Source organism: Deinococcus cellulosilyticus NBRC 106333 = KACC 11606 (assembly GCF_007990775.1).
In the GTDB taxonomy this organism is placed as follows: Bacteria; Deinococcota; Deinococci; order Deinococcales; family Deinococcaceae; genus Deinococcus_C; species Deinococcus_C cellulosilyticus.
Window position 1 is genome coordinate 86,172 of record NZ_BJXB01000012.1, and the last position, 21,606, is coordinate 107,777.

The 21,606-nt window shown below is 57.7% G+C and carries 13 protein-coding genes; 4 read left to right on the plus strand and 9 right to left on the minus strand.

The genetic code is table 11. The features are described 5' to 3' along the window. Nucleotides 1-2: 2 nt before the first annotated feature. The 9 genes from DC3_RS14090 to DC3_RS14130 are packed head-to-tail and all read right to left on the minus strand — an operon-like array spanning nt 3 to nt 14,389. A complete protein-coding gene (locus DC3_RS14090) occupies nt 3-1,073 on the minus strand; it encodes a Gfo/Idh/MocA family protein (protein WP_222594768.1) in 1,071 nt (356 codons plus the stop codon). Then, complete coding sequence (locus DC3_RS14095; RefSeq protein WP_146885334.1) at nt 1,070-1,870, minus strand: sugar phosphate isomerase/epimerase family protein; 801 nt, start codon at nt 1,868-1,870, stop codon at nt 1,070-1,072. Before DC3_RS14095 ends, DC3_RS14090 begins: the two co-directional genes overlap by 4 nt. Then, on the minus strand, nt 1,867-5,214 hold the full coding sequence (locus DC3_RS14100; protein WP_146885336.1) for a glycoside hydrolase family 38 N-terminal domain-containing protein: 3,348 nt from the start codon (nt 5,212-5,214) through the stop codon (nt 1,867-1,869). Before DC3_RS14100 ends, DC3_RS14095 begins: the two co-directional genes overlap by 4 nt. Next, nucleotides 5,180-5,836: a DUF624 domain-containing protein gene (locus DC3_RS14105; protein ID WP_146885338.1), complete on the minus strand. Its 657-nt coding sequence runs from the start codon at nt 5,834-5,836 to the stop codon at nt 5,180-5,182. Before DC3_RS14105 ends, DC3_RS14100 begins: the two co-directional genes overlap by 35 nt. Further along, on the minus strand, nt 5,829-8,249 hold the full coding sequence (locus DC3_RS14110) for a glycoside hydrolase family 2 protein (protein ID WP_146885340.1): 2,421 nt from the start codon (nt 8,247-8,249) through the stop codon (nt 5,829-5,831). Before DC3_RS14110 ends, DC3_RS14105 begins: the two co-directional genes overlap by 8 nt. After that, nucleotides 8,231-9,142 (minus strand): class II fructose-bisphosphate aldolase, encoded by a 912-nt coding sequence (locus tag DC3_RS14115; RefSeq protein ID WP_146885342.1) that lies wholly within the window; start codon nt 9,140-9,142, stop codon nt 8,231-8,233. The genes DC3_RS14110 and DC3_RS14115 overlap by 19 nt, the downstream gene beginning before the upstream one ends. Then, nucleotides 9,139-9,774: an aspartate/glutamate racemase family protein gene (locus tag DC3_RS14120; RefSeq protein ID WP_146885344.1), complete on the minus strand. Its 636-nt coding sequence runs from the start codon at nt 9,772-9,774 to the stop codon at nt 9,139-9,141. The genes DC3_RS14115 and DC3_RS14120 overlap by 4 nt, the downstream gene beginning before the upstream one ends. Further along, entirely contained in the window at nt 9,771-12,623 is a 2,853-nt protein-coding gene (locus DC3_RS14125; RefSeq protein WP_146885345.1) for an alpha-mannosidase, read from the minus strand. Before DC3_RS14125 ends, DC3_RS14120 begins: the two co-directional genes overlap by 4 nt. Further along, the gene (locus DC3_RS14130; protein WP_146885347.1) at nt 12,620-14,389 is read right to left on the minus strand and encodes an alpha-amylase family protein; all 1,770 of its coding nucleotides are present in this window, start codon (nt 14,387-14,389) and stop codon (nt 12,620-12,622) included. Before DC3_RS14130 ends, DC3_RS14125 begins: the two co-directional genes overlap by 4 nt. 99 nt (nt 14,390-14,488) lie before the next feature. Between DC3_RS14130 and DC3_RS14135 the strand changes: the two genes are divergently transcribed. From DC3_RS14135 to DC3_RS14150, 4 genes are all read left to right on the plus strand, one after another. Beyond that, a complete protein-coding gene (locus DC3_RS14135) occupies nt 14,489-16,987 on the plus strand; it encodes an alpha-mannosidase (RefSeq protein WP_146885349.1) in 2,499 nt (832 codons plus the stop codon). Continuing rightward, nucleotides 16,980-18,758 carry a glycoside hydrolase family 2 protein gene (locus tag DC3_RS14140; RefSeq protein WP_146885351.1) on the plus strand — a complete coding sequence of 593 codons (1,779 nt, stop codon included), beginning with the start codon at nt 16,980-16,982 and terminating at the stop codon, nt 18,756-18,758. Before DC3_RS14135 ends, DC3_RS14140 begins: the two co-directional genes overlap by 8 nt. 100 nt (nt 18,759-18,858) lie before the next feature. Further along, complete coding sequence (locus tag DC3_RS14145; protein WP_281292535.1) at nt 18,859-20,262, plus strand: family 4 glycosyl hydrolase; 1,404 nt, start codon at nt 18,859-18,861, stop codon at nt 20,260-20,262. A 55-nt stretch (nt 20,263-20,317) separates the two neighbouring features. Continuing rightward, on the plus strand, nt 20,318-21,508 hold the full coding sequence (locus DC3_RS14150) for an ROK family transcriptional regulator (RefSeq protein ID WP_146885355.1): 1,191 nt from the start codon (nt 20,318-20,320) through the stop codon (nt 21,506-21,508). The last annotated feature ends 98 nt before the right edge of the window (nt 21,509-21,606 follow it).

The window sequence follows — 21,606 nt, forward strand, 5'->3', positions numbered from 1 at the left end:
GTTCAGTCCTCCATGGGCGGGGCAGGGGTGAAGGTGGAGGTGAGTTCCACGGGTCCTCCCTGTTCGATGGAACGGTGGGCGGCATCAAGCAGATCCACGATGTGTGCCGCCTGCTCTCCACTGGCCCGGTGGGGTCTGTTCTCCCGGATCGCTGCTGCCATCTCACTCAGGCCAAGGGCATACCGGAAGGGCTTTTCTGTGGGAGTGTAATCTGGGAGGGACTCGTAGGCCTTGCCAAACTGACCCACTTCAAGCTTTGCGGAGGGCTCGACCCAGCTGGAGAGGTAAAGCTGCCCGGTGTCCCCGTGGAACTCGATTCCGACCTGTTTGCTGGTGTGGGTCACATAAAAGGAGCAGGTGAGGCGCACCACCGGACCGCTCGCCAGTTCGATCACCACCACGTACCAGTCTGGAGCGTTCACCTCAAAGGGCACATCCCGCTTGCTGATGCGGTCTTTCCTGAGGACACTCCCGTAGGCCCATACCCTTTTTGCAGGCCCAAAAATGCTGGTGATCACCGTCAGGGGGTAAACCCCCACATCCCGCAAAGGCCCGATGTCATAAAAGCTGAACGGGGTGGGATGCCAGGTCTCGATGCGTCCGTGGTTGGTTTCCGCATAGATGGCCCGCACCTGCCCGATGGTTCCTACATGAAGCTCCCTCAGGGCCCTCTGCTGTGCATCTCCCAGGAAGGTGATGGGGGCACAACCCAGACGCACTCCATTGGCTTTTGCAGTGTTCACCAGATCTCTGGCCTCTTCACTGGTGGCCGCCAGGGGTTTTTCACTGAAGACGTGCTTCCCTGCTTCAAGAGCAGCTTTTGAGATTTCAAAGTGGGCTGGAAGGATGGTCAGGTTCAGGACCACCTCGACTTCGGGATCGGCAAGCAGGGCCCCATAGGTGTCAAAGGTTTTGCCTCCAAAGTCATCGGCCAGTTTTTTGCTCTTTTCTGGATCAATGTCAAAGCATCCATACAGCTCCAAATTGTCGTAACTCTGCATTTCCCTGGCGTACACGGCAGCAATCACACCGCATCCGACCACGGCCACTTTCACAGCATGGTTCGCGCTCACAGCAGTTCCTCCGCGTATGTTTTTGAGCGGGCAATGTCCTCGTTCGGGTTGTGGGTGTGGGGTTCATGCTCCAGGCTGATCTCTCCGGTGTACCCGATGTCTTTGAGGGCCTCGATGCAGTCTGCAATGTCCACCACCCCGTCCTGAAAAGCACAGGTCTCGTGGGTTCCCACCCTGAGCACGTCTTTGAGGTGGACGTGCACCAGACGGTCTTTCAGTTCACGGATCGCCTGCCCGGCAGGGTAATTCTGGGTGCCAAACCAGCCTGTGTCGATGGTGGTTCCAATCACGTCCGCATCGGTGTCCCCGATTTTGTTCAGCACGTCCTGGGGGGTCTTTTCGGGGTGGTTTTCGTAGGCGAGGATCAGGCCATATTCCCGGAGTTTCTCCACCAGAAAGGGACGGTTGTTGAAAAGAAGGGGGGTCGCTCCAGCAAGAATCCGGATGTTCAGGCGTTTTACCAGTTCGCAGGTTTTCAGAAATTCCTCTTCGGTGTCCCCAAAGCCACCACAGTAAGCAAAAACCGACATGTTGCGTGCAGCGAGCAGGTCTTTGAGGACCTGAACGTGCTCCTCGGTCCACCACTTCTGGTTGAGGTGGAAGTGCCAGAGTTCCAGTTTCTTGAATCCCAGACCCTCAATTTCAGCGAGCAGGTCGTCCATGCGCTCTTTGAAGGTCTCGATGGGTGAAAAATACAGCCTGCTGGTGCGGCAGGCAATGCCCCAGTCTTCTTCACTGGAATAGAAAGCCTGTCTGTAAGCGTAATTTGCGGTGTTGAACGCCAGTTCGCGGTTCATCTCTTCCTCCGGAGGTGGATCTTCAGGGTCACGAGGTCCAGTGCGGGCAGTGAAACAGCAATGCGAGGTGAATGGGTGGGAATCTCCTGCAGAAAACCTCCGTGCAGATCGGTGAGATGGACGGTCTGGGGCACATCTGGCAGTTCGATGTGGGCGGTCTGGGGGTGTGAAGTGATGCTCTGAAGCCGGAGGGTGAGCAGGTCGTCTTGCACCTGCATGGTTCGCACGTGCACGTCTCCGGTGACTTTGAGCAGGTAGCCCTGCCGGGGGTCCTGGTAAACCGGAAGCTCCTCACGGAAATCCTGAAAGCTGATGCGATGGGCATACAGGGGTCGGCGGGTGGCCCATCCGATCCTGTGGGCTTCTGCTTCAGTCAGGTGGTTTCCGCTGGCGATCAGGTAACGGAAGTGAAAATTCCCGCCCTGTTTCCCGAGGTAATTGGTGTGCCAGTAGTTGTTCAGCAGGTAGGAACAAACGGGGCCAGTTCGCTGGTCCTTTTTCACGGGCCAGTGGCCCCGCACCACATCCCCGATGCAGAACAGGGGGATGTCTGGACTGGCAATCAGGGTAGGAATTCCGCCCGTCTTGAGGATGCCGGTCTGCAAGGGGAGCCATTCCTGGCAGGCTCCAGGGAGGGTGTCTGTTTCCCAGTCCACCCATCCGATCTGGGCGTCTGATTTGATTGTTTCGATGTCTGCCAGATCAAACTGAACATAGGCCGATTCACGGGAAAGGGTCGGAGTTTTGCTGTACTGGTAATCCAGCAGCACTGCTTTCTGGTTCTCAGGCAGGTGGAGGGTGAAGGTCAGTGGACCACTGAAATGCTGCCCTTTGAGGGTCAATGTGCTTCCCAGGGCGTCCTGCACAAGGAGCCCTTCATGAAGCTGAAATCCATCATGGAGTGTCAGTTCAGCGTCTGGGAGGTCCGCCTGATTGCTGGTGATGCGTGAGCCTTCCCCTCCTGTCACATAAACCAGGCTGCCTGCACCCTGGCTGGAAAGCAGGGATTGACCGGATTCAAGGTCTGTGATCTGCAGGATTCTGGCCCGGTCTGCATCCACGTGCACCTGATAATGGGGGGTCTCCAACATCACCAGACCACGGATCTGTGCAGGGAAGGGCTTCTGGGGCTCAGGTGCAGGGCGCAACTGGAACCTGCGGTAACTGAATCCCTCCAGGGTGGTGCTGAACTGGATGACTTTCTGGGTGGCCGTTCTGGACACTTCACGGAAAGGGACACGGGTGTCTCCATCAAAAATTCCCTCATGCAAGGCTATTTCAACGTTGCAATCACTGGTCATGGTGAAGTTGTGCGGGTTGTAGACCACCACCTCGCGGGCCCGGGTGTTCCACTGCAGGCTGTTGCGGCTTGCGGCAGCGTGAAGCAGCTGTTTTGCTTTTTGCTGCGCCGTCGCAGCAAAGGCCTTTTTCACGTCCCACTGGTCTTTTTGCAGGATCGCATCGCTGTCGGTCACGCTGAGGAAAGCCCCCCAGGTGTGCTCGTCATAGAGCAGCAGTTCATGCCACGCCTGATCGTAAAATCCGGCAGGGGTTTGCAAGGTGGCATCATGCAGGGCGGCCAGGGCATCGAGTTGTTCTGCGGCAGGGAGGTCTGCCTGGGCCTGTCTGGCCTGCAGGGTTTCCTGCAAACTGGTGATGACTCCATCTTCCCAGTACGCTCCACCATCTCCGGTCACGGTTTCCAGCTGTTCTCCCCAGCGTTCCTCGATGTGCTCGAAGAAATGGGTCGGATCGGTGGGCAGCAGTTTGGGGTAGACGTAGGTGTCGTTCCAGAGCTGCACAAACCGGTTGGGCTGGGGGTCGATGTCGGTGTTGTCCGCCTCCTGCCCGTACAGCAAAACGGCATCTGGCAGGTAATCATCCCGCTCGTATTCGGAAAGCCAGGTGTTCAGTCCCCGCTCTGCACTGCTGAGCACCGGAGGGCTGCCGCAGACCTTGCGCAGCTCGCAGTACATTTTTGCCAGCCAGTACAGCACTTTCCCACCTGCCGGACCCTGCCACCAGAAAGGGCACCGGGTGTTCAGCCTGCCGTTCAGCCGGAAAGGCCCGTGGTCCTGGTTGTTGGCATGAATCAGGTAACGCACGCCCGCTCTGGACAGCACATCCGGCAGGGCCTGCGTGATGCTGGCGACATCCACCACTGCAGCGAGTTTGCTGGACACCCCGTACATGGAAAGCATCTTCTGCCCAAGGGTCTGGTTGTGAATCAGGTCTTCCAGCGCTGCAAAATGGGTCAGCAGGTCGGCATAATTCTGGGCGGCATGGATGTGTCCAGCCTGCATCTGTTCCGAGAGCTGTTTCCTCTGGGTCTGTGAGCGGGATTCCGTGTAGGATTCCAGAGGCCACACGCTGTCCAGGTGGTAGGAGAACAGGTCTCCTGCCGCTATAAACTTCAGAGCACTGTCCAGATTGCGGTTCTGGCGTTCAGCCACTTCAATTTGCCTGTGGGTGTACCCGATGTCCGTGTGGGAGTGGGTCGCCATGTAAACGGTCCATTTGCGGGCACGTTTCATCCGACCTGTGAAACCCAGCACCTGGCACTCAAAAACCTCGTCTTTGACCGAAGTCCACACGCTGAAGCGGGACTGCCCCCAGTGGGTGGGTTCTGGTTCGATTTCGTAAGATACGCCATCGATCAGGACGGTGAAAGGGGCAGACCCCCGGTTCCAGTTCACGATGCCATCAATGCGGTTCAGGAGCTCACCCTTTTCTTCCCGGTACAATACTGTCGGCACGATCTGCACAGAAACTTCAATCGATTCAGCTTCTGTCAGGCGAATGCTCTGGTAAATCAAACCGGCCCCGTTTGCCATGCGGTCCAGACGGGTAATGCGATCCAGGTTGTCGATGAAAAGCACCTCTTCCCCGTCCACTGCAGTGAGGGTCAGGCGGTTGATGCCTTCATGGACACATCCCGGAGGCAGCACGGTCCTGAGGGTCCCATCGGCATAGATGGTGGTGTGCAGGCCGCTGAGCAGGCGGATTTCACCCGACTGGCTTGCTCTGGGGTTCAAATACAGGTCGGTTTCGAAGCCATTGATGCTTGCCCGCAGGTGGGGATATCTGGGGGCAATGACGAGATATTCGATCTCCAGCAGATAACCGCTGGGATGCAGGTCTGCGGGCAGCTCAAAAAGAATCTCACGGGGATAAAGCTGGTATCCCGCTTCAGGGTCTGCTTCACTGGCCTGATAGATCGGCCAGGATGCCCCTGAACCTGCCAGATAGGGAGTTTCTGGCGTGATGCGGGGGTGCTTGTAATTGTCCAGCAGGTCACCTGCACCAATCTCAAAGACCAGCATGGGAGGGGTCCTCGTTGTCATTCAGGTGCTCTTCCTGGGGTTCGGGCATCTGGTGGGCCGCTTTGACCCGTGCAGCAGCAAACATCAGGCCCACCGATGTGAAGACGATCAGGGGCAGGGTCATCCACTTCAGGCTGATCAGCAGCAAGGTGATGGGCACCAGGGTGTGAAAGTGCGATGCAATGGGTTCACGAATGAGGTCCTGCAATGCAGCAGGCAAAGCTTTCAGGTAAGGCAGGCGGTGCACAGTGAGGCGCTCCAGCAGATAAGGCTGCAAAGCCAGAGCAAACACCAGAATGTAGCCCACCAGCACCATCAGGATGGCCTGTCCAAAGGCCGGGAGCACCTGTGCCCAGAACACCAGGTTGGTGTACAGGAGGCCCAGCAGCAAAATCCAGCCCAGCAGGTACAGCACGCCATTCAGGAGGTGAGACCGGACCCAGGCAGGCAACTCTTCCAGCCGGTGTTTCTCTTCATCCCGGAAGGTGCGGGCGATGTATTCATAGACGGCAAGCAGGGCAGGACCGAGAAGAACCACCGTCCAGCCCAGAAGGAGCAAAATCAGGTTCAGCAAAACCAGTTGCAAAAGGTTCTGCCAGGCGAGCACCCCTCCTTCTCGAATGCCACGCCAGAAACTAAGCATGGACTTCCTCTGGTGTGGCCAGGTTGAAGGCTTTCACTGTGATCTGTGGGCGTTCTACAGGATCTCCAGATGGGGTGGTCAGTTTCACTTGCACGGCACGGGTTTCTCCGGGGAGCAGGGTCATCACCCCTTCAGAGAACCACTCGATGCATCCAGCATCTGCCTCCAGCGTCACAAAATGGGCCGTCACCGTTCCGGTGTTCCTGACCCTGAGGACTTCACCTTGCAGGTGCAGAGCCACAGGGGTGGCCTCAAGGTCCAGCAGGGATTTGAAGGGCTGATGGGTCTGACTGGAAAAATAATATTCACCTGTTGATGTTCGAGATGCAGTTCTGAGGGACAGCCGGACATGGATCACACTTGCCACGGACAGTTCAACCTGATCTCCTGCCTTCAGATCAAACGTCTGCAGAGGATGTCCTGCAAGGTCAAAAGTTTCCAGGCGGATGTCATGGTTGGCAGGGGTCTGGCGGGTGGTCAACACGTCGGCTTTGAGCACACCCTCTGGGGCAACAGGACTCTGGTATCTGAGGAAGGCAGCTTCAGGCTGAAAGGCATCCTTCAGCGCATAAAAGGCTGCTTTCTGCTTCAGGTTGTGGTCCAGCACGTTGGTGCAGTGGGCATTGGGCCAGGGTTCATTCAGCTGCCAGACCAGAGCCCCGCTGCATTCAGGTCTGACGCGGTTGCTCAGGACGGCATAACGCAGGACGTCGTGCTGGACAAACTGGGTCAATTTCACATAAGTGTCCAGATCAGTCACTGGACCAAAGACCTCTTCAATGCGGTGTCCCATCAGCCACCACGACCCGTGGTGGACCACCATTTCGTTGCTGTCGTTCATGGGCCACAGGTGGCTTTCTGGAAGGAAACTTTTGAGGGTTTCCATCCTGGGGGCAGCCTGACAGCCAAACTCGCTGTGCAGCAGGGCACGGGAGCGGTAAAAAGGCAGGTAGGTGTCCACACACCCCCGGTAATGCCAGGGACCATGCACATCGTGCTGATCGGCTGCAGACTGTTCAGAGAGGTCATAGCTGGGACCACTGGGGGAGGTGGGCAGGAAGGGACGGGTGGGGTCCAGGTCCTGAAGCATCTGATGAATGCGGTGAATGGTGGGATGGTCCAGTCCTGCAGGGTTGCGGTGTTCGTCGGTCAGTTCGTTTCCGGCGTCATAAAGCACCACACTGGGATGGTTGCGCAACTTCGAGACCAGATGAGGCAGGTCCCGATCCAGGTTTTGCAGGAACACCTCAGAGGTTGGGGGCACGTTGTCGGTTCCGCTGGAACTGAGGGGCATCTCCTGCCAGACCATGAGACCCAGACGGTCACAGGCCTCCAGTGTGGCTTTCGAGGCAATCGGGCACACCCCGTTGAACCGGAGCATGTTGGCCCCGGTGTGCCGGGCGAGTTCCATCAGGGTGCGCTCGGTGTCTGCAATGCCCTGCCTTGCCAGCAGGTGGTCTGCAGAGACCACATTGAAACCCCGCATCTCAATGGCCTGACCATTCACCACCAGGGTGTAGGGCAGTGCACCACGATTGCGTGAGGCTTCATTGTGTTCCAATGTCACACTGCGGATGCCGTGCCGGAATTCCAGGGTCTGGTGGTCATCCTCCACCAGAACGGTGTAAAGCTTCTGATCACCGAATTCGTGGGGCCACCACAGTTCAGGATGCAGAACCTCGATGGTGGCTGAACCCGTGCCCTCGGTCTTCAGAACCTGACCCGATGGGGTGGTGACCCTGACCCTGGCTGCAACACCTGCGTCCCACTGGATGGTGACGGTGGCTTTCTCTCCGTCAAGCTTGCTGGTGGCCCAGGCGTCCCAGATGGGTGTTTCTGCGGTTTCCTCTAGAAAGACATCTTTCCAGATGCCTGCATGAATGAGCCTTGTCCCAAAATCCCACCAGTAACCAAAACGGCCTTTGAGGGTCTGGGTTTCACTGGTTCTGCCCAGTTGCCCGTGTTCTTTTGGAGGCTCTTTCAGGACCACCACCAGCAGATGGTTTCCTGGTTCCAGATGGCTCAGGTCAAAGCGGTGTGGGGTGTGTGCCCCGACGGTGGACCCAATCTGCACACCGTCCACAAAAACATCACTGCTGTCATCGATGCCTTCAAAACACAGCCAGACCTTCGGAGCTTTCCTTTCCTGCAAGGTGAATCGCGTTCGGTACACCCACTGGCGTTCACTGACCCATTCGCAATTCAGGCTGTTCAGGCCGAAAGAAGGATCTTCAATCTGACCTGCACGCAGCAGGTCCTCATGGATGGACCCGGGAACCTGAGCCGGACTCCAGCGGGTGCGGGCAAATGCACCCACCTGCTGCACTTCCTCTATGTGCAGCATTCTGAACCTCCAGTCTTCCGAAATGGAGGGGACCAGTTCCCAGGTTCCGTTCAGTGAGTGTTTTCCCATGCCCGGTTCTCAGATCTGACAAAGTTTCGGATCTTGTCGATGGCAGTGTCCTTCACAGCCTGGCGGCCTTTTGCTCGAAGCTCCGGGTCCAGGGCGTCCAGTTCTGCACTGGTCATGCGCTCAAGTCCACCCATGGCAGCAAGCAGGGCCACTTCCAGATCGGTGGCGATGTTCATCTTGGTGGTGCCCCCCTCAGGAATCTGCATGGCGGTGTGCACGGTTTCGGGAGGCAGGCCTGAACCTCCGTGCAGCACGATAGGAAGGTCTCCCACCCTTTGACGAATGGCACGCAGACGATCAAAGTCAATTTTGGGATTTTTCACTGGGTAGACACCGTGCGCCGTTCCGATGCTGACCGCCAGGGCATCACACCCAGTCAGTTCGACAAAATGCTGGGCTTCCTCGGGATCGGTGTACATTTCCTCGTCGTTCTCGGACTCCATTTTGTCGGTGGTGGTGAGTTTGCCGAGTTCGGCCTCCACACTGACCCCTGCCCTGTGGGCCATGTCCACCACAATGCGGGTCAGGGCCACGTTTTCTGTGAAGGGCCTGGAGGAGGCATCGATCATCACACTGTTGAATCCGGCGTCAATGGCGTCCTGAATAACGTTCAGTTCCCAGCTGTGGTCCAGGTGCAAACAGAAAGGCACCGTCACGTTCAGTTCACGCACCACTTTTGCGAGTTCGTTGCGGAACTGCATGGGCGTCAGCTGAAACCAGCCCAGTTCACGCTGGCTGATTTCCACAATCACCGGAGACTGGAGCTCCTGGGCTGCTTCCATGACAGGCCGGATGCAGGCGAGGTAACGGGCAGAAAAAGCCGCCACACCATAGCCATGCTTCTGGGCGTGGGGCAGGATGTCACTCAGGGTCGAACTTCCAGGGATTTTCATAGGGACTCCAGTGCTTTTTTGAGACCACTTTCAGGACTGCTGAGCACAGGTTTTGCGGGGGCAGGATTGAGGGTGCTGACCACACGGGCCATGCTGGCCTGGGCGAGGACCACCACATCCACCCGGTCCAGAAGCCTGAGCAGGGCGGTGCGGACCAGTTCGTCATGGCGCTCACTGTTGCCGGAGACCAGGGCCTGATAGGCCCCTTCCACCAGCACTTTTTCAACCTCCACATCTCCCTGACGTTCCACCAGTCTGGCAGTGGGTTCCAGGGTGGTGTTGACAGTGGCAATGACCCCGATGCGCTTTCCGAGTCGGGCGGCTTCCTGGGCCATGGGTTCATCCACCCTCAGAAAGGGCACTTTCAGTTCGGGCCTGAGGGCCTCCACCACCTCTCCCACCGAGGAACAGGCACACATCACGGCGTCTGCCCCTGCCACCTGGGCATTGCGGGCGTAGGAGAGCATGCGGTACTGAACTTCTGCAGTGGGTGCACCCGCCTGCATCACGTCTGAGAGCAGGCTGTCGTCCAGGATGTTCACCAGCCTGACTTCGGGTTTGAGTTTTGCGTGCAGGTCCTTCATGGTCTGCACGGTCACGGGGGTGGTGTGCAGGACAGCGAGGGTTTTCATTCGACCTCCAGAAGCACGGTCACAATCTGCCAGGGCTGGATGTCCAGGGTCACGGCGCCTTCCAGCACGGACAGGCTTTCGGTGGGCTGTTCCAGCATGTTGGTGAGAAAGGCCGCTTTCAGGGTTTGCAGGGGTTTGAGGGTCACACTTTCTGCCTTGCTGCTCTGGTTGACCAGACGGACCACCAGGGCTTCCTGATCTTCAGCACGTTTCAGGGCGGTGAGCAGTGCGTTTCCTTCCACTTTCAGGAAACTGCCAGAGTCCGGGAGGGTGGCATTCACGGTCAGGTGCTGGTTTCTGAGGGGCACAATCTGGCTCACACGGGTGTTGGCCACCAGAGGTGCATTGTAGGCATGGGCCACGCGCACCGTCTGGGCTTCTTCCCAGGTTCCAGCGTGAGGATAGATGCTGTACTCGGCCTCGCAGGGTCCCAGGGTCTGGGCGTCGGGGGTGGCACTGGTGGGACCTGCACCTCCTACACGGGTCAGGAAGTCCTCGCGGGACAGGTAGCCCACCGCACGCAGCACGGTCAGGAAGACATTCCCTTCCTCATCGGCACTGAATTCAGGCAGACCACGGTTGAGGATGCTGAGGCCCTTCTCCCCATCTGTCACACTGACGAAAGCCATCTGGGGATGCTCGTGCACGGCAGGTTCGCCGCTGCCCCTCTGGTCTTCAGGGAGTCTTGCAGGGCGGTCCACCACACAGAACTGGCTTTCCGCACTGGATCTCTCAATTTTCCGTCCAAGAGGAAACACGGCTCTGAGCCTGTGGTCTTTTGCGGTGTTCACAAAATGGGTTCGGATGTCCACCCGCTTCACACCGGCATGGAGGGTGATGTCACTGTGCAGCTCGAAATCGGTGTAACTGTCGCTGCGGTTCTGGCGGTTTTCACTGATGGAGGCAGGCAGTTTCAGTTTCCAGGTGACACGCAGGGTGGAACTTGCTGCTCCAGCTTCCAGCACCTGAATGTGGGGTCTCAGGTCACGGGTGCTGAATTCCAGATCGCCCAGAGGCCAGCCGTAGTTGTAGGTGTCTCCGTTGTCGCCCCCATCCACAAACTGGTTGAGGCCCTCGTAAACATGGCCCGTTTCCCGGTCTTCAAGGGTCAGGCTGCCGTCTTTTTCGTTCACAGTGACTTTCAGAAAGCGGTTTTCAAGAACCCTGGGACCCACGGCCAGATCCGTGATGGCCTCGTTTCCCTTGTGCAGGGCCACATTCCCGAGAATGGTGTAGGGCCGGATGCGGTGGGAAGGTCTGGGGTCAGCAAGCTTGCGCAGGGCATAGGTGCGGTAACCCACTCCAGGCAGGTCCTCTGCCACGAAGTACAGCTCTGTAACGCTGTCCATGTCATGCTGCTGCGGGTCCTTGATCCCGAGCCAGGGGAAGGACTCCGCTTTTTCATACGGACTGCGAGCCTGACGAACCTGAAAGGGAATCTCCTGCCCATTCTCACCAATGAGTGCCCACTCTTCGGGCCTGACCTCCAGATGGGGGTTGAGGGTGAGCACCACCTGATCGGTGCGGTTCCAGTTCAGCGGATTGAACACCACAAAGACCAGATCATCTGGCTCACTGAAGGTGGCACGGACCCGGTTTGCCAGGACCTGCAGGCTGTCTTCTTTCAGCAGTTGCCCGATCTGCAGGGCTTCTTCAAATCTGGGAATCATTTCCCGGTGTACAGCGTCAATGCTGCAGCCACAGATGCTGTCGTGGGGGTGGTTCTGGATCAGCCTGTCCCAGGCGAGCCACAGGTAGTCCTGCTCGTAACGCTCCCCGAGGGTCCAGGTGATGGCCTGAAGGGGCTCTGCATAGCGCTCCAGTTCGGTCTGGGTTTTGTAATTGTACTGTTTGAGGTAGAGGCGGGCACTGAACACCCCGGGCAGGATGTGCGCCTTGCGACCAAATGCACGCCCTTCACCTTTCCAGACCACGGAAATGCGGTCCTGCTGGGTTTTCACATTCTGGATGAACTGGTCCAGGCTGGTCTGCTCGTACCTGAAACCTGCCTTGCCAATTTCAGCGTTGATGGTTTTCAGCAGTCTGGGCAGTCTGGGGTCCACATTGAGGTGGTCTCCGCCCATCGGTTCCAGAATGTAGTCGGTGGCTGCAAAAGCCTTCAGATGGTTGAGGGTTCGCATGGCCCGGCCCACCGTCTGGTCGTGGGTCCACTCTGGGTTTTCAGGGTCCTCTTTGAAATGGCTGCGGTAGTATTCCAGGGGCAGGAAAATCCCCAGCACGCGAGTTCCGTTGGGTGCCTCCCACCAGAATTCGTTCTGCATTCTCCCGGGGAACACGTCGCTGTTGCGGGCTTTGGGGAACAGGTAATAGTCCTTGCCCTGGTCTCCGGTCCCATCCTCCTGGCCCAGAGGAGGGGCACCAAATCCGCGCCACACAATGGCATTGTCCACCCCGAACCCCTGCAGGATCTGGGGCATCTGAGCAATGTGACCAAACTGGTCAGGTAGGTAACCGACCATGCTCTTCTTGATGCCCAGGCTCCGCACGGTGCGCTCTCCGAGCCACAGGTTGCGGATGGTGGCCTCACCAGACACCAGAAACTCATCAGGGAGGATGTGCCAGGGGCCCACAAAGAGTTTCCCGGAATTGATGTGGGTCTTTAAGCGCTCCAGTTGCTGAGGACGCACCTCCAGGTAGTCTTTGAGCACGATGGTCTGACCGTCCAGCACAAAATTCGTGAAATCCTCGTTCTGCTCCACGGTGTCCAGAATCCGGTCAATGGTGTGCACCAGACGGAAACGGAAGCGTTGCAGGGTGCTCCACCACTCGCGGTCCCAGTGGGTGTGGTGGTACATGTGGACGGTGTAGGTTTTCTGTTCGGTGGTCACAGCAGGGTCCTCTTTTCAGCGTGTTTCTTCCAGGCCCTGCGGATCAGGGCATAGTCCTCTTCCAGCAGGGGTTCTTTTGTGCCGTCCACGTTGGTGACGAAATACAGGCTCGGGACGCCGAGATCGGGCTGCAGCGCCACGTATTCCCTCCAGGCCTGCTTGCTGGGCATCGGCCAGTTGTCGGTGTCGATGACGTGGTGGGGCAGTGCGGCCTGGGCCACCCGGAAGCGGTGCTGCATCTGTTCGATCACGGGCTGTCCGGTGTTCACGTCGTTCAGGCGAATCATGTCGGTCACGTCATGGAAGTAGGGGTTGGGGGTGTGGGTCATCACCAGTGCGTCTGCTTTGACCTTTTTGGCCTCGTCCCGCAAGATCCACAGAAGCTGGTGCAGGAGTTCCACCCCCCACTTGTTGCCGTGCACCTTCAGGCCAGGACCGCTGGGGGTGCGGGCAGAAAAGTCCACCTTGAAGCCATCTGCACCGTAGTCCAGCAGCATTTTTTGCACGGCATTCCGCAGGATCTCTTCATAAACAGGGCTGGTCGGGTCGGCAGCAATGGGCTCGCCCAGATCGTTCAGCACACAGGCATCCAGGGGCAGGCCTTCAGGGTCCCAGGCTTTCCACCACAAGAGCACTTTCTGGCCTCTGTTGTGGGCCTCCTCAATCCACTGTTCCAGGTTGGGCCATTTTTTGCGGTCCACCTCACAGGTGCCATAAGTGCTGGACCATTTGTCATCCAGCACCAGAATTCCAGGTTCAATCTTGTTTGCGGTCAGGACCTTCAGGTAACCGTTGTAGTTCTCTTCGGTGCATTCTTCGGGAGCACGGGTGCCTCTGGTCTGGGCAGTGTAGCACTGGGCACCCCAACCACACTGGATGGGGGTGAACCACCAGTCGGACTGTTGAGGCCTGCTTTGCCTGCCCAGACTCCTGACGTATTCCTCCAGACCTCTGTACGGCTCTGTGGTGAAAGACAGGCGCAAGGTGGGCAGGGTCACGGTGCCTGAGATCCGGGTGTAGCCTTCATAACTCAGGCTGAGGGAGTAGGCCCCTTCTGTTCCGTGGTAATGAAATCCAGTGAAGTTGTGCTCACCATCCTGCACTTTCAGGCCTGCGGTCATCCACAAGTCGCTCTTTCCTGATTCCTGCACTTCCAGAGGGGTGCCTCCCTGGTCTGCACCGAGATTCAGAGCAGGTGCATTCTGATCCTGCGTGAAGGCGTAATAGTACGGGGCGGGTGTAAAAAACCAGTGGGCCTTGCCGGGAATGCTGGTGCCCATCACGTCGATGGTGGTGCTCTCCCCTGCCGGAATGGTGCGGCGTTCCTGTCCGTGGGGTTCAGGGTTGAACACCCGACCAAAGCGGTACCCACTCTGGAAGAACCCGCTGCCCCACCTGAGGTGCCCGCTGTAATAGCCACCCAGGTAATGCAGATCCGTCAGGTTTCCCTCTCCAGTGATTTGTGGTGTGATTTCGATGCTGTCCTCCAGAAAGGTGAAGGTCAGGCGCTTCTCCTGCCAGATGCCCCCTTGCAGTTTCAGGATCAGGGAATTCCCCAGGACTTCCTGCTCAATGCGTGCCGTGCGGTCCTGTCCGGTCAGCGTGTGGGCCGAAAATGCCAGAAAGAGTTCGGTCCACAGGGTCCCATTTTTGTCGCGCAGTTGTGCATAAGGACGGTCTGAGGGAACCAGGATCGAATAGTGACTGGTCTGCAGTGAGAGGTGGCCCTCGGGTGTGCGGCTGAAGTTCTGTGCACTTTGGGTCATCGTGCCCCCTTGTGTTGAGTGTTGGTTCAAGGTTACTCTATTTTTTAATCAATTTAAATAACTTGAGCAAGCCCCCTGGACCCAGAAGAGGAGACCCCGATGAACCCCAGAAGCAAAGACATCACCATCACCCTGATCGGCCATGCCCACATTGACCCCGTGTGGCTCTGGGACTGGCGTGAAGGCTACGAAACCGTGAAAGCCACCTTCAGAAGCGCACTGGACAGACTCCAAGAAAACCAGGACATGGTTTTCGTGCATTCCAGTGTGGCCCAGTACGCCTGGATGGAAAACCACCCCCGTCTGCTGCAGGAAATCCGGGACGCAGTGCAGCGTGGACAGTGGGAACCTGTGGGCGGCTGGTGGGTGGAACCCGATGTCAACCTGCCTCATGGTGAGGCCCTCGCCAGACAGGGGGTGTATGGCCAGCGTGAACTCGAAAGGCTGGTCGGACGCAAGGCAAAAGTCGCTTTCCTGCCAGACTCCTTCGGTCACCCCTCCACCCTGCCCCAGCTTTTTGAGCAGTCAGGTCTGGCTTCTTTCGTGTTCATGCGGCCCAGCGCAGGGGAAATTGACCTGCCCAGCAACCTGTTTCGCTGGAAAGGATCAGACGGCACCGAAATCCTCAGCTGGCATGTGGAGTGCTACAACACCAACCCCAAATTCATCGACTCCAGTCTGGAGCGCAACCTGCACTGGCGACCCGAATACCTGCAGGAATGGGCAGGTCTCTTTGGAGTGGGCAACCACGGAGGAGGCCCCACCAGAAAGGCCATCGAGAGCATCCGGCAACTGAACAACACCGAATTCTGGCCCACCCTGAAACTCGGCAGTCTTGAAGGCTTCATGGACCGCATGGGGCAGGTGGAGCACCCCACTTTTGACGGAGAACTCCAGCACCATGCCAGAGGATGTTACGCAGCAGACAGCGAGATCAAACGCTTAAACCGCAAAGCAGAACACGCCCTGATGACCGCAGAAAAGCTGTGCAGCATGGCAGTCCAGTATGGTCTGACCTATCCGAAAGCAGAGCTCACAAAAGCCTGGAAACGCCTGCTTTTCAACCAGTTCCATGACATCCTGGCTGGAAGCAGCATCGAAAGCGCCTATCAGGACGCCAGAATCGAGATGGGCGAGGCCCTTGCCATTGCAAGCCAGTGGGGATTCACGGCCATGCAAACCATTGCCGATCAGGTGGACACCCGACTGCGTGGAACCGAAGTGGAGGAGGTCATCCGCTCCACACGCTGGGATTTTTCCGGCTGGGTCACGGATTACGGGGATGGGGTTCCAGTTATTGTTTTCAACCCCAGCAGCCATGAGCGCAGCGAGACCATCCACGTCGAACTCAACGACTGGCACACCGACGATGTGCACGTGATGGATGAGGCCGGAAACAGCATCTACCACCAGCTGACCACCCCGGAAAGTGCCTCTGGAGGCCGTCCCAGAATCCTCTTTCATGTGACGGTTCCTCCGATGGGTTACCGCATGTACCGGGTGATTGACCGCCCGGGTGAAGTGGTGCCCGAAACCGCCCCCATGCTGAACGTCACCGACACCGTGCTGGAAAACCAGTGGTGGCGTCTGGAATTCAACCCCAGAACCGGAACCCTGCAGTCCCTCAGGGACAAAACCCACGATGTGGAACTGCTGGCCGGGGCAGGGGCACAATATCTCATCATCGACGAACCCACCGACACCTGGGGACACGGCATCAAGAGCATGCGGCACCTTGCGGGGGTTCTCACCTGCGAGCGCCTGGCAGTGCTGGAACGGGGCCCGGTGCGGGCCACCATGCGGGCCCACCTGCGTTACGGGAATTCCACTGGGCATCAGGACATCTCAATCTACCGGGAAAGCCCCCAGATCGATGGCACAGGAAACATCGAGTGGCACGAAAAACACATGGCCCTGCAACTGGCATTTCCGCTCACCCTCACCGACACCACCGCCACTTATGAGGTGCCTTATGGCTCCATGGTTCGTCCTGCAGATGGGGAAGAAGAACCTGTGCAATCCTGGCTGGATGTTTCAGGAACTTTAAGGGACCACAGGGGCATCCAGAAAAAAGCGGGAGTCGCCCTGCTGAACGACAGCAAGTATTCTGCAAGTGTGCTCGGAGGGGACATCAGGCTGTCTGTGCTGCGCAGTCCAGTCTACGCCCACCACGACCCTGCGAAACTCAGTCCAGACATCAAATACGCTTACCAGGACCAGGGGCAGCAAAGCTTCAGGTGGAGCCTCGTGCCACACGCAGGAGACTGGAAGGCTGCGCAGGTGCCCCAGAAAGCCCACGCCCTGAATGTTCCCCTGCCTTTCGTGCGGGAATACGTGCACGGTGGAGATGCCCCTGCACAGCAGTCTTTCCTGTCCGTCGAGGCCTCAAACGTGGTGGTCTCTGCCTGGAAACAGGCCGAAGACAGCACAGACGCCATTGTGCGCCTGCACGAAACCAGCGGTCAGGACACCGAAACCACCCTTCAATTTCAGGGCAGAACCCTGCCCGTCAAACTTCGTGCCCATCAGGTGCTGGGCCTGAAAATCACCCCCGATGGGGTGAGCACCGTGAACTTCCTGGAGGAGGACCATGCCTGACTTCTACCCCAGACCCCTGCTGAAAAGAAACCTCTGGCACAGCCTGAACGGCCCCTGGCAATTTGCGTTCAGTGCGGAGAAACACCTGAAGAATGTAGGGTTTGATCGGGTCATTCAGGTGCCCTACGCCCCCGAAACCCCCAGCAGTGGCATTCACGATGAGTCGTACCACCCGAGCCTGTGGTACCAGCGTGAAGTGCAGGTGCCACAGGACCTGCAGCCCGGTGAAAATGAGCGTCTGGTCCTGCATTTCGGGGCTGTGGATGAAACTGCCCATGTGTTTGTAAATGGCATTTCTCTGGGAAAGCACGAAGGAGGGTACACCCCTTTCTCCTTCGACATCACAGATCATGTTTCTGAGGGTAGATTTACCCTGTCCGTGCACGCTGTGGACGACCCTCTGAACCTGAATGTGCCCAGGGGCAAACAGGACTGGCAGGAGGCCCCCCACGCCATCTGGTACCCCAGAACCTCAGGTATCTGGCAGACCGTCTGGCTGGAAAAAGTGCCTGCAGTGCACATCACCCGCATCCAGTGGACCCCGGATGTCTCAAAATTCACCCTGAAACTCAAAGTGGAATTCAGTGAACCCGTGGTGGGTGACCTCAGGATTGAGGTTGAGGACCTGATTGCAGACACGTATCAGGTCAGAGGAAAAGTGCTGGAACGCACCTTGCACTTTCCCGATCCCGGTCTGGATGATCCCAGAGACGACCTGCTGTGGTTTCCAGAACACCCCAGGCTGCTGCATGCCCTGCTCACCCTCACCACCAGAACAGGAACAGATGCTGTTGCGTCTTACACCGCCATGCGCTCTTTTGGCACAAAGGGCCGCAGGTTCATGCTGAATGGTCGGCCTTACGGGCTGCGTCTGGTGCTCGATCAGGGGTACTGGAAAGGCGGGGGCATGACCGCCACCAGTGAACAGCTTCGGCTGGATGTGGAACTTTCCCGCAGACTGGGATTCAACGGGGTGCGCAAACACCAGAAGATCGAGAGCCCGGAATTCCTGCGCTGGTGCGACGAACTGGGTCTGCTCGTCTGGGAAGAACTCCCCAGCCATTACGCTTTCAGCGATCAGGCAGTGAAAAAAGCCACGCAGACCTGGACCGAGGCCATTGAACGGGACATCTCCCACCCTTGCATCGTGGTGTGGGTGCCCTTCAATGAGTCCTGGGGCCTTCCAGAACTGGCCGAAAATCCTGTCACACGCCACTACCAGCATGCCCTGTACCACCTCACCCACACACTGGACGGCACCCGTCCGGTCAGTGCCAATGATGGCTGGGAGCAGGTCACAGGGGACCTGTACAGCATCCATGATTACGAGAGCAATCCCGAGAACATCTTTGCCCGCTACCAGTCTCCGGAAAGCATCGAAAAAACCAGCTGGCAACTGTGGCCCGGAGGAAGGCAGCAACGCCTGGAGACCTTCAATGCAGACCACAAACCGGTGATGCTGACCGAATTCGGAGGCATCGCCTTCATGACCGAAGGGGGATGGGGCTACTCCAAAGCCACCACTCCAGAAGAATTCCACAGGCAGTACGACGCCCTGCTGAAAGCTGTGCGCAAGGCGATGGACCTCAAGGGCCTGCATGGTTTCTGTTATACGCAACTCACCGACACCTACCAGGAACAGAATGGACTCCTCACCATGGCCCGCGAGCCCAAAATTCCCTTTGAAGACCTGCACCTGAGCACCAGAGGCGAATTTGATGCACAAAATCCACTGGGGTACTCCAGAAGGTGGCTGAACCGTGGCCGCTGAGTTCAACAGTGAACTGGGAAGATTCGGCCGAATCTTCCCAGTTCAAGAAACCTCCACACAGGAGACAACCTTTGATGCTTCTGTCAAAGGCTCTAAAATCGTGATCATCGGGGCAGGAGGGATGGTTTTTCCCCTGACCCTGGCTGCAGACCTGCTGGCCACACCCGAGCTGCACCATTGTGAACTCGTCCTGATGGACTTGAGTCTAAAACGGGCAGAGCGCACTTTAAATGCCGTGCAGGAGCTCTGTGAGCACCACCAGATCCAGTTGCAGGTCTCTGCAACCGACAACCAGAAAGAAGCCCTGCAAGGTGCGAAATACATCTTTCTGACCTTTCAGGTGGGAGGCATCGAGGCCTACAGAATGGACATTGAGATTCCCCGCGCTTACGGGATTGACTGCGTGGCCGGAGACACCATGAATCCGGGCGGCATCATGCGGTTCCTGCGCAGTATGAATGCCTTTGACCAGATCGCAGCAGATGTGCTGGAGATCTGCCCGGATGCACTTGTGCTCAATTACGCCAACCCGATGGCCATGAACGTGATGTACCTGTCCCACCTGGGGCTGGATGTGGTGGGGCTCTGTCACTCCATTCCCGGAACAGCACAGGTGATCGCTGATTTTCTGGGGATGGATGCACAGCTTCTGGCGTATCAGGCTGCAGGCATCAACCACCAGGCCTTTTTCCTGAAACTGGAAGTGGAGGGCAGAGACATGCAGGACGATCTCAGAGAGGTCCTCAGAAAGCAGTTTCTGCCTTCTTATGGAGGAACCACCCCCTGGACGGAAGGAGGACCGACGTATGTTGGAGGTCAGGAAAGGGTGCGGGCCGAACTGATGGAGACTTTTGGGTACTTCATCAGTGAATCCAGCCACCATGTTTCGGAATACGTGCCCTATTTCCGCCAGGAAGTGTTTGAGCTAAAATCCCATCTGGTGCGCCGCTGGGATTACCTGAAAGGGTCTTTGCAGGTGGCTGGCAAAGAACAGGAGATGACCCGTGGGGCACTCGAAAACCTGAAGCAGAACCTGTGCCCCTCCCACGAGTATGGCATCAAGATCATCGCAGCAATGGAGTCTGGCACGGAAACCACCGTCTATGCCAACGTCATGAACGACGGCCTGATCCCCAACCTCCCCGATGATGCTTGCGTGGAGGTCCCCTGCAAGGTGACTTCTGGAGGCCTGCTGCCTGTTGCCGTGGGCAAAATCCCTCCGCAGTGTGCAGGCCTGAACCTCACCAACATTGCCCTGCAAAGGACGATTGTGGATGCCGTGATTGAGCAGGATGCAAGGGCCGTTCGGGCAGGATTTGCCCTGGACCCCCTCACCGCTTCTGTGCTAGATTTACCTGCCATCCGGCAACTGGCTGAGGACTTGCTTCACGCACAGGGGAAGTGGTTGCCAGGGTGGTTGCAGGAAAGCCGAAGGCTGAGGGCACCGCATTTGCCTGGCCCTCGGCAGTACAAATCCTTCTGCCTTCTGCCTTCTTCAAAATAGGCAAGTCAAGAAACCTGTGAGAAGAATTAGTTAAAATAAAAAAATAAGAGGTGCCATGACCACACGCCTGGAAGTCAAAAAAGGAAGCAACCTTCCCAAAGTCAAAGCCGAAAACCTCAGTGTTGTGCTGGACGCCCTGAGAAAGCTGCAACCCATTTCCAGAAGCGATCTGGCAGAGGCGACAGGCCTCACGGCGGCCACCATCACCCACCTGGTGGATGAATTGAACGAGCTCAAGATCCTGATTGAAACCCGTTCGGACAGCAAACAGGTGGGCAGAAGACCCACCCTGCTCACCCTCAATCCGGAGCGTGGCCAGATTGTGGGGGTCGAAATCTCGCGTTCAACCCTGCATGTGGTGCGAACGGACTTCTGTGGCCGGGTGCTGGACCGCCTGAATGTTCCCCATGATCCGAACCTGGGTCTGGATTACACGCTGGCCCTGCTCTATGAAAACATCACCAGCATGATCGATTCCAGGCTTGAACTGCTGGGCATTGGCATCGGGGTTCCCGGTCCTGTGAATTCCAGAGAGGGCATCGTGCTTGGGCCTCCCAATTTTGGTGGGTGGCGCAATGTGCATCTGGCCCAGATGGTCTCGGAGAAATTCGGGGTTCCGTGCTGGCTCGATGACGACGCTAAAACTGCGGCGCTCGGTGAGCGCTGGTTTGGCTCTGGAAAGAATGGCACGGGCACATTGCTTTATGTGTCCTTCCGTGCCGGGGTGGGAGCAGGTCTGATTGTGAAAGACCACATCTTCCGTGGCGCGCATGAACTTGCCGGAGAAATCGGGCACACCACCATCCACGTGGATGGCCCCCTGTGCGAGTGCGGAAACCGGGGGTGTGTGGAGACCCTGGTCAGCGTTCCAGCGATCATGCTGGAAGCTGCCCGTCTGGGCCTGAAGTGCAAAAATGCCCGGGAGCTTGAGGCCCTGGCCCAGGAAGGCAGCCAGACTGCGAAAAACATCAAGGAACGCACCTACCAGTACATTGCTGCCACTGTGGTGAACGCCATCAACCACTACGACCCGGACATGATTGTGCTGGGAGGAACGCTGGTCCGTGCATGGCCCGATTTCATCGAGTGCGTGACCGAGAAGGTCAGGGGCCGCTCTTTTGGTTTCCTCTCCAAGGATGTGAACATCGTGCGGGCACTGCTGGGTTCAGATGCCAGTGCGGTGGGGGCTGCCGCTCTGGTGGTGGAGCAGATTTTTCAGGAGCCCCAGGCCCAGTTGCAGCGGTAAAAACAGGTGTTTCTTCAGCCCTCTGCAAACAAAGCAGAGGGTTTTTGCTGTCTGATGGCTCGGAGAAGAGGTCAGCATTCCAGCAGGCATACCCCATG